Origin of the sequence: Chlorobium sp. KB01 (assembly GCF_001975465.1) — a bacterium.
GTDB lineage: Bacteria > Bacteroidota > Chlorobiia > Chlorobiales > Chlorobiaceae > Chlorobium.
This window is the reverse complement of the sequence record NZ_MPJE01000021.1, coordinates 1-13,314: the sequence shown is the minus strand read 5'-3', so window position 1 is coordinate 13,314 and position 13,314 is coordinate 1. Positions and strand designations below refer to the sequence as shown.

Genomic DNA, 13,314 nt, shown 5'->3' with positions numbered 1-13,314 from the left:
CCGTTTTTGTACTCTAACTCAAACGTTTGAATTCTCCAATTCACGCTGAACCAAAACAGCATGTTGCGCGCAGACGTTTTTGACCGGTGTCCGGATCAATATAGAGTCCAATTTTCCCGGTAACATCAGAGAGTTTTATCATGGTTACTTCCGATTTGTGTTTCTATCGTCATGAAAAGGCTCAACATATAAAAAAATAATACTTTTTATGTTTCTGACTCGCGAAATCAGCCAAAAATAGCTATAAAGTATATAAATAGCTTTTGTTAATTCACTTGATGCAGGTTTTGCAAAAGAGTTTCGGCGGGTAGCGTGATCATTCGGGCACAATAAACATAAAGTGGTTTCAGGCAGGAGTTGGAGATAATTTTTTTGCATCTGATTTTTCGAAAATGAGAGCGTTGATGATGAGAACAAGTCAACATCACTACTGATACGCCGGGATATGCCGTTTTCTTTCAGTTTATTTTACCACCCTCCGACGCTTCATGCTGCCGGATGCTCTGACCGTTAACGTGGAGTGAAGAGCAAACTCATTGCATCTTTCTGTGCAGTATTATTTGCGGTCGAGAGTAATAACGTTTAGCTTCAACATGTTTGATTGCAAGCCGTTCCATGCGGGTATCAATCAGAGCAAGGAGAGAGAACACTACCCTTTAACACTATGACCATCCCCGCATCCAAACCCTCTCCGGAATTTTCTGACACTCATGTTGTTACCGTGAACGGGTTTGCTGTTCATTACCGTCTCGCCGGAAGGGGAGAGCCGCTTCTGGTGCTTTTGCACGGAAGCTTTTTAAGTATGCGTTCGTGGCGGCTTGTTTTTGATGAGCTGGCGAAAACCTCTTCGGTCATAGCCTTTGACAGGCCCGCTTTCGGTTACACCTCACGTCCGTTCTCCTCAAAAGCAACGGGGGTCAGTTACGCTCCCGAGGCGCAGAGTGATCTTGTGATTACGATGATCCGGCAGCTTGGTTTCAGCAGAGCGGTGCTGATCGGGAACTCGACCGGCGGCACACTTGCGCTGCTCACGGCGCTTCGCTACCCGGAGCAGGTAGCGGGAGTGGTTCTTGTGGATGCCATGATTTACAGCGGCTATGCGACGAGCGAGGTGCCCTCATTCATGAAGCCGGCAATGAAAGCCATGACGCCGCTTTTTTCCGGCTTGATGAAGTTTCTTATTGCCCGCCTCTATGATAAGGTGATTCGTGCCATGTGGTTCAACAAGGAGCGCCTTACAGAGGAGGTTCTCAAAGCTTTTCGCCGCGACCAGATGCAGGGAGAGTGGGCGAGAGCGTTCTGGGAGGTGTTTCTGGAGACGCACCATCTCAAACTTGATGAACAACTTTTCACCATGAGGAAACCCGCCCTTGTGATTACAGGGGAGCACGATGTTATGGTTAAAAAAGAGGAGAGCATCCGGCTTTCCAATGAACTTCCGCAGGCTCAATTGGTGGTTGTACCTGATTGCGGCCATCTTCCCCACGAAGAACAGCCTGAAGCTTTTCTCAGCGTTCTGAGAGATTTTCTGAAGCGAGTTCCCTGATGCAGGAGCTGCAAGAGCAGGAAATCCGGGACAGGGATGAACCATAACGGTGATGCCGGTGTTAATGGGTAGAACAACAACCTGAAAGCGCTGTTTGTTGTATACTTGCCAGTTGAAACCTTTCTATCAGGGAGTTTACCATGTCTCTACTCTTTTCACCGGCCACACTCGGGCCGATTACTCTCCAGAACCGCATGGTCATGGCACCGATGACCCGCAGCCGCGCAACCGGAAATATTCCCAACGCGCTCATGGCGGCGTACTACGCTCAACGCAGTTCGGCGGGGCTGATCATCACCGAAGGAACATCCTCTTCACCCAATGGACTGGGTTACCCGCGCATACCCGGAGTCTTTTCCCCTGCCCAGGTCGAAGGGTGGAAAGCCATTACCGAAGGAGTTCACAAGGGAAGTGGAAAGATAGTTCTCCAGCTCATGCACTGCGGGCGGATTGCTCATCCGCTTAACCTGCCTGCGGGTGCCAGGGTGATTGCCCCTTCTGCCGTGGCCGCTTCCGGAGAGATGTATACCGATGCTGACGGGCTGAAGCCTTTCCCCCTGCCGGAAGCAATGAGTGCTCAGGATATCAAAGATGCTGTTGCCGAGTATGGAAGGGCGGCAAAAAATGCTTTCGCAGCAGGTTTTGACGGTGTTGAGCTGCATGCGGCTAACGGCTATCTGATTGAGCAGTTTATCCGTCCGAACGCAAATCTGCGCTCCGACAGCTATGGCGGTTCAGTTGAAAATCGTGCACGCTTTCTCTTTGAAGTGCTTGAAGCTGTAAGTGCGGCAATCGGCAGGGAGCGGGTCGGCATAAGGCTTTCTCCGTTCGGCGTCTTCAATGATATGCCGCTCTATGATGCTATGGAAGGGGAGTATGCATGGCTTGCCACAGAGCTCAACCGGTCAGCTCCGGCCTACCTGCATATTGTTGATCACTCCTCCATGGGTGCTCCCGTGGTGCCGGAGAGCATGAAGGCGACATTCCGCAGGGAGTTCAAGGGTGTATTGATTCTCTCCGGCGGGTACGATGCCGTGCGAGCCGAAAGTGATCTATCAGGTGGCAAGTGTGACCTCATTGCCTTCGGGCGTCCTTTTATTGCCAATCCTGATCTGGTCAAACGATGGAAAACCGGAGCACCCCTCAACACACCCGACATGGATACCTTCTATTCTCCGGGGGAGAAGGGGTATACGGATTATCCGGCGGCACCTCTATAAATCTATTCCGCGATTCGATTACTTCGTTGGGCGGTGCTCGAAATCCTCAGGTACTCCTTGTACGTTCCGGTTTCTGCGCTCCGTCCGCCTCGTACTCAAACCGCTCATTACAATTTATAGAGGTGCCGTAGTTTTTTATGGTGAAAAATTCCGCTCTGTTGAGACGATCTGTGAGCGCTCATTGTCCGGCAGCGCGGCTGCCGGTTCGGAGCCGTTGGTCAAGATCTGTTTCGGTGCGGCACCCGGCTCTATATCGAGTATCCAGAGATTTGAAGAGGCATCGCTGCTCCACCGGTTTTCCCACCGTTCAAAGAGAATCGCGCTGCCGTTGCGGATGAAAACCGGATTGGTACCGCTGGTCACCGGACTCCTTCTCTGCGTTCTCCGGTTGATCAGATGGATCGTGTCTTCAGCCGCCTCTGTCGTTGCAGGCGAGTAGCAGAGTATTCTGTGGCCCTCAGGGGAGAGAGCCGGACGCCAGTATGGAGTAGAATCCGACCCCTTCAGGGGATAGCGAAAGAGCCTTTTTCCGTTCAGATCAATGATTGCAAATCCGCCCGAAACATCACTGCCGCTCTCCTGCCAGAGTATCGACTTTCCGTCGGGCGAAAAGGCCGGGTTGGAGTAGATATAGCCTGCATCAAGCATGGCATTTTTTCTCTGCATTACCGGCCTGCATTTGCCCGTCCGGATCTCTCCAATGGTGATCGACATGGTGGCGAATGCCTGAAGCTCACCCTTTTTTCCTGCTCTGCGAAGTTCGGAGAGTCCGACGAAGAGGAGGCTTTTTCCGTCCGGTGAGAAGGCGGGATCTTCGGCGGCAAGAACTCCTTCAAAGCGCACTTTTCGGGGTGTTCCTCCTTTCGTTTCAACCATGAAGAGCTGTCCGAAGCCGGTATCCGGGTAGATCTCTTTTTCGGTTCGACGGCAAAAGGCAACCTCTTTTCCGTTCGGGGAGAGTGCAGGATGCGTGTCATGGCCGGAAGTTGTCAGCTGGCGCTGACCGGAGCCGTCGAGGCGGGCGATCCAGATGTTTCCCTTTCGCACAAAAGCGATTGTTTGGGGTGTATGGCTTCCCGGGTCAAACGCGGCGGCCTCAGTGGTCAAGAGAAGCTGAAAAGTCAGCAGAGTAAAGGTGAAAAATCGTAGAATATTCATGTGTGCAGGTGTTTCGGTATCGGGGTGAACCGGGTAATAGTGCATGCAGGAATTATCTACCTTGCCTTTGTTGTTACTTAAAAATAAGAAAAATCGAACGGTTAAGTATCTCTCTATTATTGAGCAGAAGTAACAACACTCCTTCTGTTGCCGGTACTCTTTACAAATTTCATAAAAGATGATCCTCTCTTTTCAGGAGACCACTATCGGTCGTATCGGCATTGCGGAGCGTGAAGGTGCTATCACCAACCTTTTTTTTCCTGCGGACACTCTTCCCGAAGATGCTGAAATCGGTGAAACGGAGCTGACCGGGGAGGCGTTCCGGCAGCTGAACGCCTACCTTCAGGGCTCTCTCTGCCATTTTTCACTTCCCCTTGCCCCGTCGGGCACGCCATTCATGGAGCGTGTCTGGCGGGAGCTCAGTGCTCTTGCGTACGGCACGACCTCCACCTACAGAGCGGTCGCCATTGCCGCAGGAAATGCGCGTGCTGTCCGCGCAGTCGGGATGGCCAATCATCGCAATCCTCTGCCGGTTTTTATCCCTTGTCACCGGGTCATCGGCAGTAACGGCTCTCTCAGCGGATATCGCGGAGGGGTGGCGCTTAAAAAGCTTCTGATTGAACTTGAACGCGAGACAAAAAGGCTGAAGCGCTGAATATATTTGTTTGAGCGTGCAGAGAGAGAAATAGTGAAAAATATCGTCTGTAGGTACTGAGGAGAGAGAAACCGATGCTGAATTTTTGCGGGTAAGTGGTATCCTTGTAAATTGTTGCATGTATTTCCGGCAGGCCGGGAGTGGCGGCGCATACAAGAGGATTTTTTAACGTTTCAGTGGATTAACAACAGGATATTATGAAGAACAGGGTGATACAGCGGTTTTTCCGGTTTCAGATCGTTATCGCTTTCTCTATACCGCTTCTCTTTGCCGGATGCGGCCCGTCAAAAGGCGGCAGGGATGGCGAGCAGAAGGGAACCCCCGCTCTTCCGGTGATGAGGGTTACGCCCGGAGATGCTGTGGTAACCACCTCATACTCCTCCCTGCTTGAGGGAAAGGTCAATGTGGAGATCCGTCCCCAGGTTGACGGCACACTCAGCAGAATCTATATTGATGAAGGGGCATGGGTCAAGGCGGGTCAGCCGCTCTTTAAAATTGATGACCGGCTCTATCGAGAGCAGTACAACAGTGCCCTGGCATCCCAGCATGCCGCTGAAGCTTCGCTCGTGGTTGCAAAGCTCAACGAGGAGAAACTGGTGCCGCTGGTAAAGAACAGTGTGGTCTCGGACATTCAGCTTAAAACCGCCAGGGCAAGCCGTCAGGCCTCCCAGGCCTCTGTCGAGCAGGCAAGAGCTGCGGCCCGCTCTGCACTGGTCAATGTGGATTACTCCACCGTGAAAGCACCGGTAAGCGGTTACATTGGCAGAATTCCCTTCAGGATGGGCAGTCTGGTTACCAAAAATCAGAGCCAGTCGCTGACACAGCTCAGTGACGTCAGCGAGATTTATGCCTACTTCAGCATGAGTGAACTTGATTTTATGCAGTTCCGCAACCGATATCCCGGAAGCACCATACAGGAGAAGCTCCGCCAGGTTGCGCCGCTCTCTCTGGTCATGGCGGACGGCACGGTTTTCGGCTCAAAGGGAGCTGTCGATACCATCAGCGGCGAGTTTGACCAGGCAACCGGTTCGGTCAGGATACGGGCGGTATTTCCGAATCCGGAGGGGCTGCTGCGCTCGGGAAACACCGGCAAGGTTGTTCTGGAGTCGATCTATCATAATGTGCTGCTTGTACCGCAGGCGGCGACGGTTGAGCTGCAGGACAAGGTTTTTGTCTTTCTTCTCGGCAGCGGCAACCGGGTCAAAAAGCAGGCGATTACCGTTACCGGCAAGAGCGGTAACAACTATATCGTCGGTTCCGGCCTGAAGGCGGGCGAGATGATTGTAACTGCCGGTACGGAAAAACTTCCGGATGGCACAGTGATAAAACCGCTCATCGCTGCTCCGGCGGCAGCGGCAGCAAAAGAGTGAAGAGAGAAAAAAAAAGTTCCGTAACGGATTGAAGGCGCTAAACCAGAGACTATTCATGTTTGAACGTTTTATATCAAGGCCGGTTCTTGCTACCGTCATATCGATCATTCTGGTTATTCTCGGCCTTGTCGGCATCAACCAGCTCTCTATTACCCGTTTTCCCGATATTGCGCCTCCGAGTGTTTCGGTGAGTGCGAGTTATTCCGGTGCCAGTGCTGAAACCGTTGGCCGTTCGGTTGCTCCTCCGCTTGAAGAGGCGATCAACGGGGTTGAAAACATGACCTACATGACCTCAACCTCCGCCAATGACGGATCGCTCTCCATTTCGGTCTTTTTCAAGCAGGGCACCAATCCCGACCAGGCGGCGGTCAATGTTCAGAACCGGGTGGCCCAGGCGGCAAGCCGCCTCCCGGCGGAGGTCAATCAGATCGGCGTCTCGACCGTCAAGCGTCAGAACAGCCAGATCATGCTGATCACGCTCTCAAGCAGTTCAAAGGCCTATGACCAGATCTTCCTTCAGAACTATGCCAAGATCAATATTGTCGATGATCTGGCCCGTGTGCCCGGTGTAGGGCAGGTTTCGGTTTACGGCAACATGGATTATGCCATGCGCATCTGGCTGCGCCCGCAGCAGATGGCGGCCTATAAGGTGACACCGCAGGAGGTCGCAGCTGCAATCCAGAGCCAGAACCTTGAGGCGGCTCCGGGCTCCTTCGGCGAGAACAGCAGCGAGGCGATGCAGTATGTGATGAAGTACAAGGGGAAGAATGCCTATCCCGGCGATTATGAGGATATGGTGATCCGTGCCAATCCCGACGGATCGCTGCTCAAACTCGGCGATATCGCCCGTATCGAGTTCGGCGCCTATCGCTATACGGTCAATACCAAGGCCAACGGCCAGCCCGGTGTGGTGATGGCGGTCTATCAGGCGCCGGGTTCAAACGCCAACAAGGTTGAGACCGGGCTTCGCAAGGTGCTTGAGAAGGCCGCAGGTGCCCTGCCTGCCGGTGTCAGCTATTCGATTCCCTTCAGCTCCAAAAAGGTGGTTGACGAGTCGATTGTACAGGTTGAGCATACCCTTGTTGAAGCCTTTCTGCTGGTCTTTTTTGTGGTCTTTCTCTTTCTGCAGGATCTCCGCTCCACCATTATTCCGGCCATTGCCGTTCCGGTCGCCATTGTCGGCACCTTTTTCTTTATGAACCTCTTCGGTTTTTCCATCAACGTGCTGACCCTTTTCGGGCTTGTGCTCGCTATCGGAATTGTGGTTGATGATGCCATTGTGGTGGTTGAGGCGGTCCATGCCAAAATGGAGCAGAAGAACTATCCGGCCAAGGTTGCCACGGTTTCAGCCATGCGCGAAATTACCACCGCGATTGTCACCATAACGCTGGTGATGGCTTCAGTCTTTCTGCCGGTTGGCTTTCTGCATGGTTCGACCGGTGTTTTCTACCGCCAGTTTGCCTTTACGCTTGCCATTGCCATTCTGATCTCTGCGGTCAACGCCCTTACCCTGAGCCCGGCTCTCTGCGCTCTTTTTCTCACCAATCTCCATGATGCGAAAGGGGAAGGGAGGCATGGAAAAGTGAAAAAATTCGGTGCATTCGGCCACCGGTTCTTTACCGCGTTCAACACCGCGTTTGACGTGCTGAAGCGAAAATATCTCGGCGCCCTTGTCTATCTGATCCGCAACAAGCGCGTCACCTTCGGCTTTCTCGGTTTGCTGGTTGTGCTCTCCTTTGTGATGTTCAGGGTGACACCGACGGGATTTATTCCGGATGAGGATAACGGTTTTGTAATTGTCTCCGTAACCCTCCCTCCCGGAGCATCATTTGCCCGTACCCAGGCGGTCATGGACAGGGCCTCGGCAACCCTCGCTACCATTCCTGCGATAGAAAAGGCGATCTCGGTTGCCGGTATCAATATTCTTTCCAGAAGTTCATCCCCCTCGTCGGGTCTGCTTTTTGTGCAGCTCAAGGAGCCGGGGGAGCGCGGGCCGGATGGAAACATCAAAAAAGTTCTGGCAACAATTTCAAGAAAGCTTTCCGGAAGGGAGGGCTCCTTCTTTGCGCTTGCCCAGCCTACTGTTCCGGGTTTCAGTACCGTCAGCGGTCTTGAGTTTGTGGTGCAGGATCGTCGCGGCGGCGGGCTTGATAAACTCGGCAGTGTTGCGCAGGGCTTTATCGGAGAGCTGTTGAAACGACCTGAAATTGCCGCGGCCTTCACCACCTTCAAGGCAACCAACCCCCAGTTTGAGCTTGTGGTGGACAACGTCAAGGCTGCCCAGCTCGGCGTCAATGTCAAGGAGCTTCTCTCCGTCATGCAGGTTTACTATGGCAGCTCGCAGGCATCGGATTTCAACCGGTTCAGCAAGTACTACCGGGTGATCATGCAGGCCGAACCGGGGGAGCGCTCCGAACCAGCCTCCCTGAACTCCATTTTTGTCAAGAGCTCAGGCGGTAGCATGGTACCGGTCTCGTCACTCATCACCCTGAAGCGGGTCTACGGCACCGAATCGGTTGACCACTTCAACATGTTCAATGCCGTGTCGGTCAACGCCATGGTCAAGCCGGGTTTCTCTACCGGCCAGGCGATCAAGGCCGTTGAAGAGCTCTCCAGAACCGCTCTTCCGGCAGGCTACACCTATGACTGGAAGGGACAGAGCCGTGAAGAGCTTGAATCAACCGGCGGGCTGCTTTTTATCTTTCTGCTCTCCGTTGTTTTTGTCTACTTTCTGCTTGCCGCGCTCTACGAGAGCTATCTTTTGCCCCTTGCGGTGATGTTCTCCATTCCGACCGGTCTGCTCGGGGTCTTTATCGGTATCAAGCTCGCCGGGGTTGAGAACAATATCTATGTACAGGTGGCGGTTATCATGCTTATCGGGCTTCTTGCCAAGAACGCCATTCTGATTGTCGAGTTCGCCCTGCAGCGCAGGGTTGCCGGAAGTTCACTCTCCGCTGCGGCAATTGAGGGTGCCAAAGCGAGGCTGCGGCCGATTCTTATGACTTCACTTGCCTTTGTAGCCGGCCTGCTCCCGCTCCTCTTTGTGACCGGCCCTGCGGCCCAGGGGAACCACTCCATCGGCGCGGCGGCTATCGGCGGTATGTTTGTGGGTATGGTGCTCGGTATTCTGGTTGTACCGGTTCTTTTTGTCACCTTCCAGCATCTTCAGGAGCGTATTACCGGCCCTGCGGCAGCCATTGTGGAGGCCGGAGAGCTGCTTGACAAGGTTGAGCGCGGGGAGAACAAGAGCGTTGCGAATTTGTTATGACGGGTAATGAGTGCATCAAGAGATTTTCTATGAGAAAAGCAGGTAAACGGGTTTTCCCGGGAGTCATTTTTTTACTGATCTCCCTGGCTGTAACGGCATGCAGCAGCGTCGGAAGCTATAAAAAGCCGGAGGTGGCTATGCCCCGGGCTTATCGCGGCGGTGAACGCCCAGGAGCGGGTGCGGCTGATTCAGCTCTTGCCCTTTTGCCCTACAGGAGTTTTTTTGCCGATAAAACGCTTTGTCTGCTCATTGACAGCGCCTTTGTGAACAACATTGACATGCAGGTGGCGCTCAAAAATATTGACTATGCCAGTCAATCGCTTGGCTCTGCCCGGCTCGGAGTGCTGCCGACACTGAATCTCGGAGTCCAGAGTAGCCGTACCAGCCCTTCCGATAACGGGGTCAAGACCAATCTTCATGACAACTCGCTTTACGTCTCCTCATCATGGGAAGTGGATATCTGGGGGAAAATCCGCAGCAGAAAGAGCTCGGCCCTGGCCGGTTACCTGAAGACAGGGGAGGCGGCAAAAGCGCTCCGTACCCGGCTTGTGGCTGACGTTGCGGCAGGATATTACAATCTGCTCATGCTTGACCGGCAGCTTGAAAGCTCAAGAAAAAACCTTGCCATTGCCGATACGACCCTGAAAATGATCGCTCTTCAGTACGATGCCGGTCAGGTAACGATGCTTGCCGTTCAGCAGCAGGAGTCGTTACGGCAGTCGATAGCGGGCTCCATTCCGGCGATTGAGCAGAAAATAAGCGCGCAGGAGAGTGCGCTCAGCATCCTCTGCGGCCGGATGCCCGGAGCCATTCAGCGTGACCCGGCGCTCTTTGCCCTCAAAGTGGCGGACGAGCTGCCTTCCGGAATACCCTCCGCCCTTCTGCAGAACCGTCCGGATGTTCGGGCCGCCGAGCTGGCAGTCAGAGGGGCACATGCCGATATGGGTGAGGCGGAAGCATCGCTCTACCCTTCGCTGACGCTTACGGCTACCGGCGGGCTTGAAGCGTTCAGAACAAGCCAGTGGTTTACCGTTCCCGGCTCTCTCTTCGGTGTGCTTCAGGGTGCGCTGGTGCAGCCGGTATTTCAGCACGGTCAGTTGCAGGCACGATATCAGCAGACAAAAATCAAACGGGATCAGGCGGAGCTGGAGTTCAAGCTTTCGCTGCTCAAGGCGGTCGGAGAGGTTTCGGATGCGCTGGTTCAGCTCGACAAGGTAAAAGTGCAGGAGAGCATGGCTACAGAGCGAGTTGCAACGCTGCATAAAGCGGTTTCCAATGCAGGGATGCTTTTCAAGAGCGGCATGGCAACCTATCTTGAAGTTATGGTTGCCCAGACCAGCGCCCTGCAGGCGGAGCTTGACCTTGCCTCAGTGCGGCGTCAGCATCTTACGGCGATGTCAGAGCTCTACCGTGCGCTCGGCGGCGGCTGGCGATAGCGGATAAAACGAGAGGCCACCATGCAGTCAGAACTGATTGAAAACAGGGTTTTTGAGAGAGTCTCCCTCACAGGAAACCCGCTCCTGAAAGGGGTCTATGAAGAGTGCAGCTTCATCACGTGTGACGCAAACAGGGCAGATCTGTCGGGAATTACCTTCAGGAACTGCTCGTTCGATGGGTGCGATTTAAGCCTTGCGACATTGCGCAGCAGCCTGCTGCAGGATGTGCAGTTCAGGAGCTGCAAGCTGCTCGGCGTGCAGTTCTCGGAGTGCAAGGGGTTTCTGTTGAAGCTTGATTTTGAGGAGTGCATGCTGAAACTGGCGCTTTTCAGCCAGTTAAAGCTGAAAAATATCCGGTTTAAGAACTGTGATCTTCAGGAGGCTGATTTTACCGATACCGATCTCACCGGAGCAATTTTTGAAGAGTGCGATCTGCTGCGGACAACCTTTCTGAAGAGCAATCTTGAGCAGGCCGATCTCCGATCAGCCTTCAACTACTCCATTGATCCCGAAAGCAACCGCCTGAAAAAAGCCCGCTTTCTTATCCCCCAGGTTATCGGTCTGCTCGACCGGTATGATATCATCATTGAGTGATGTTCAAGCCCAATATTGGCAGCCCACAACGAAGTCGCGAGTGGAAGAGGATTTGGAGCACCGCCGAACGGGGTAATCGAATCGCGGAAGAGATTTATCGTGATGCCCATAAAAATATGATGCGGAAAGAGATGAACTGTTGCTATCTCTTGTATGTTATTTATTGAAAGATGTGAAATGAAGTTATTGCAATCAGTATCAGGAAGGTGAGTAAAATGGAACGTTCAGAATATAATGCAACGGTTACGGGTAAAATTATGGTTACTCCGGACCTTATGATTCTCAGGGTTGATACCGATGAACCTCGAAAGAAGTTTGAGGCCGGTCAGAACATGTTGCTCGGCCTTTACGGATTTGAGCCTCGCTCATCGAATTCCGAGCCCGAAACGGCGCCTGCGGATCCGGAAAAACTTATAAAAAGGCCCTACTCCATCGCTTCTGCAAGGAGCGAGACCAGACAGCTTGAGTTTTATATTTCACAGGTCAAGTCAGGACAGCTTACGTCCAGGTTGTTTAATCTCAACACCGGAGACCGGCTTTTTGTCGGCACCTCCATAACCGGAATATTCCGTCTTGATGAGACCCCGGACGGCAGCGATATTGTGATGGTGGCGACCGGCACCGGTATTGCCCCCTACATCAGCTTTCTTCGATCTCATATTATCGAAAGGCCCGAGAGCAAGATGGTGGTGATTCAGGGTGCGGCGCACCGTTGGGATTTGGGTTATTACAGTGAACTGACCTTTCTTGAAAAGAGTTTTGCCAACTTTTTCTATGTACCGACACTGACCGATGCTGATGAGGGGTGGGATGGTTACCGGTTATGGATTGAGGAGCTGTTAAAAAAAGATGTACTGCAGAATGAGTACAACATCTCGCCCGATCCTGAACGCACACACTTTTTTGTCAGCGGAAAGCCGGATATGGTGGCTCACGTTTCGGATTGGCTTGAGGGGTACGGTTACAAACGGCACCATCCTGATGATCCTGGGGAACTCTACATCGAGGAGTTCTGAGCGTATTGACGGCTTAAGGAAAAGCTCTTTTGGGCTTTTGACCAAATCAAAAAAGGGAAGGCTGATACTTCATTAGCCTTCCCTTTTTACTGCCCCGATTCTCATAATGGAACCGGAGCGTCTACGCTTTTAGGTGTTATATGGTCTGTGCGGTGATCGTGAACGATCCTGTGTGCGTACCGGACTCTGTTGTATTCGAGAAGTTGAGGGTCATCTTGACATCACCGACTGTCTGGGTCTGGCCGGTAACACCACGCAACTGGGTGGTAATGGTGGCGCCTGATACCGCTCCGCTTACACCATTGGTTGAGGCCAGTCCGTAACCGCTAACCCCGATCTTTGAAGTTGAACCGACTCTTGTTGCTGTGAAATCAGTTCCGGTAATTGATACGGTTGCGGTTCCGCTGCTTGACAGTCCGGCAATCGCCCATGCATTCTTAAGCGTGATGTTGGCGGATGTTGGGCCGACCTCTGTTGCCGATGCCGCAAGTGTCTGTGAAGTATCACCCAGAGTGGTCCAGGTGGCCGACAACGGTGAACCGGTCTGCGATGAACTTGCTGATGTTGCGGAGAAGTTCAGCGCAACGGCACTGTAGTAGTGCAGAACAAGGTATTCAGGCATCGTAACGGTGACCGTGGTTGTTCCCGACTGGGTTACTGCTGCTTCGGCTGATTTTGGCATTGCGCTCATTGCGAGAAGTGCTGCACCCAAAGCTATAGTCCTGATTGTTTTAAGGTGTTTCATGGTGTTGCTCCTTTTGGTATGGTCGTTTGTTTTAATTTCTCTGCATGTAATGCATCAACTCCCGTGCCAAAGATATTTCCGGCAAACAATTCCGGCTTCTCATATCGCCCGGTAACCGTTGCTATCTCGTTGTTTTGTGGGATAATGCAGATAAAAAGAGTCCATTTTTCAGATGAAAAAGCACTCAATTGCTCTCAGTCAGAAACGGCTGTTTCAGGTGCAATAGTGGGGGAGCGGTTGTCTCATATTGTAACCTGAATAATTCATGAGCAACGGGCGCAGGAGATTTTCGAAGTAAAAGTCCGA

11 protein-coding genes are annotated in these 13,314 nt (G+C 52.7%); 8 read left to right on the top strand and 3 right to left on the bottom strand.

What is annotated here, in order from left to right; genetic code table 11:
- Nucleotides 1–664: 664 nt before the first annotated feature.
- Nucleotides 665–1,546, top strand: coding sequence for an alpha/beta fold hydrolase (locus BOO20_RS01820; RefSeq protein WP_076789900.1), 882 nt, complete (start codon nucleotides 665–667; stop codon nucleotides 1,544–1,546).
- A gap of 140 nt (nucleotides 1,547–1,686) precedes the next feature.
- Nucleotides 1,687–2,766, top strand: coding sequence for an alkene reductase (locus BOO20_RS01815; RefSeq protein ID WP_076789897.1), 1,080 nt, complete (start codon nucleotides 1,687–1,689; stop codon nucleotides 2,764–2,766).
- Between the two features lie 135 nt (nucleotides 2,767–2,901).
- Here the strand turns inward: BOO20_RS01815 and BOO20_RS01810 are convergent, their stop codons facing one another.
- The gene (locus tag BOO20_RS01810) at nucleotides 2,902–3,924 is read right to left on the bottom strand and encodes a PD40 domain-containing protein (RefSeq protein ID WP_158068721.1); all 1,023 of its coding nucleotides are present in this window, start codon (nucleotides 3,922–3,924) and stop codon (nucleotides 2,902–2,904) included.
- A gap of 178 nt (nucleotides 3,925–4,102) precedes the next feature.
- On the opposite strand from BOO20_RS01810, the gene BOO20_RS01805 reads away from it, so the two are divergent.
- From BOO20_RS01805 to BOO20_RS01780, 6 genes are all read left to right on the top strand, one after another.
- Entirely contained in the window at nucleotides 4,103–4,579 is a 477-nt protein-coding gene (locus tag BOO20_RS01805) for a methylated-DNA--[protein]-cysteine S-methyltransferase (protein ID WP_076789892.1), read from the top strand.
- 197 nt (nucleotides 4,580–4,776) lie between these two features.
- Entirely contained in the window at nucleotides 4,777–5,949 is a 1,173-nt protein-coding gene (locus BOO20_RS01800) for an efflux RND transporter periplasmic adaptor subunit (RefSeq protein WP_076789890.1), read from the top strand.
- 55 nt (nucleotides 5,950–6,004) lie between these two features.
- Nucleotides 6,005–9,217: an efflux RND transporter permease subunit gene (locus BOO20_RS01795; RefSeq protein WP_076789887.1), complete on the top strand. Its 3,213-nt coding sequence runs from the start codon at nucleotides 6,005–6,007 to the stop codon at nucleotides 9,215–9,217.
- A gap of 29 nt (nucleotides 9,218–9,246) precedes the next feature.
- Nucleotides 9,247–10,653: an efflux transporter outer membrane subunit gene (locus BOO20_RS01790; protein ID WP_076789902.1), complete on the top strand. Its 1,407-nt coding sequence runs from the start codon at nucleotides 9,247–9,249 to the stop codon at nucleotides 10,651–10,653.
- A gap of 21 nt (nucleotides 10,654–10,674) precedes the next feature.
- Nucleotides 10,675–11,247, top strand: coding sequence for a pentapeptide repeat-containing protein (locus BOO20_RS01785; RefSeq protein ID WP_076789884.1), 573 nt, complete (start codon nucleotides 10,675–10,677; stop codon nucleotides 11,245–11,247).
- A 215-nt stretch (nucleotides 11,248–11,462) separates the two neighbouring features.
- The gene (locus tag BOO20_RS01780) at nucleotides 11,463–12,263 is read left to right on the top strand and encodes a ferredoxin--NADP reductase (protein WP_076789882.1); all 801 of its coding nucleotides are present in this window, start codon (nucleotides 11,463–11,465) and stop codon (nucleotides 12,261–12,263) included.
- 136 nt (nucleotides 12,264–12,399) lie between these two features.
- Here the strand turns inward: BOO20_RS01780 and BOO20_RS01775 are convergent, their stop codons facing one another.
- Both BOO20_RS01775 and BOO20_RS01770 read right to left on the bottom strand, forming a co-directional pair.
- The gene (locus BOO20_RS01775) at nucleotides 12,400–13,008 is read right to left on the bottom strand and encodes a hypothetical protein (RefSeq protein WP_076789878.1); all 609 of its coding nucleotides are present in this window, start codon (nucleotides 13,006–13,008) and stop codon (nucleotides 12,400–12,402) included.
- Nucleotides 13,005–13,196, bottom strand: a complete 192-nt coding sequence (locus BOO20_RS01770; RefSeq protein WP_076789873.1) for a hypothetical protein — start codon at nucleotides 13,194–13,196, stop codon at nucleotides 13,005–13,007. The genes BOO20_RS01775 and BOO20_RS01770 overlap by 4 nt, the downstream gene beginning before the upstream one ends.
- Nucleotides 13,197–13,314 lie beyond the last annotated feature (118 nt).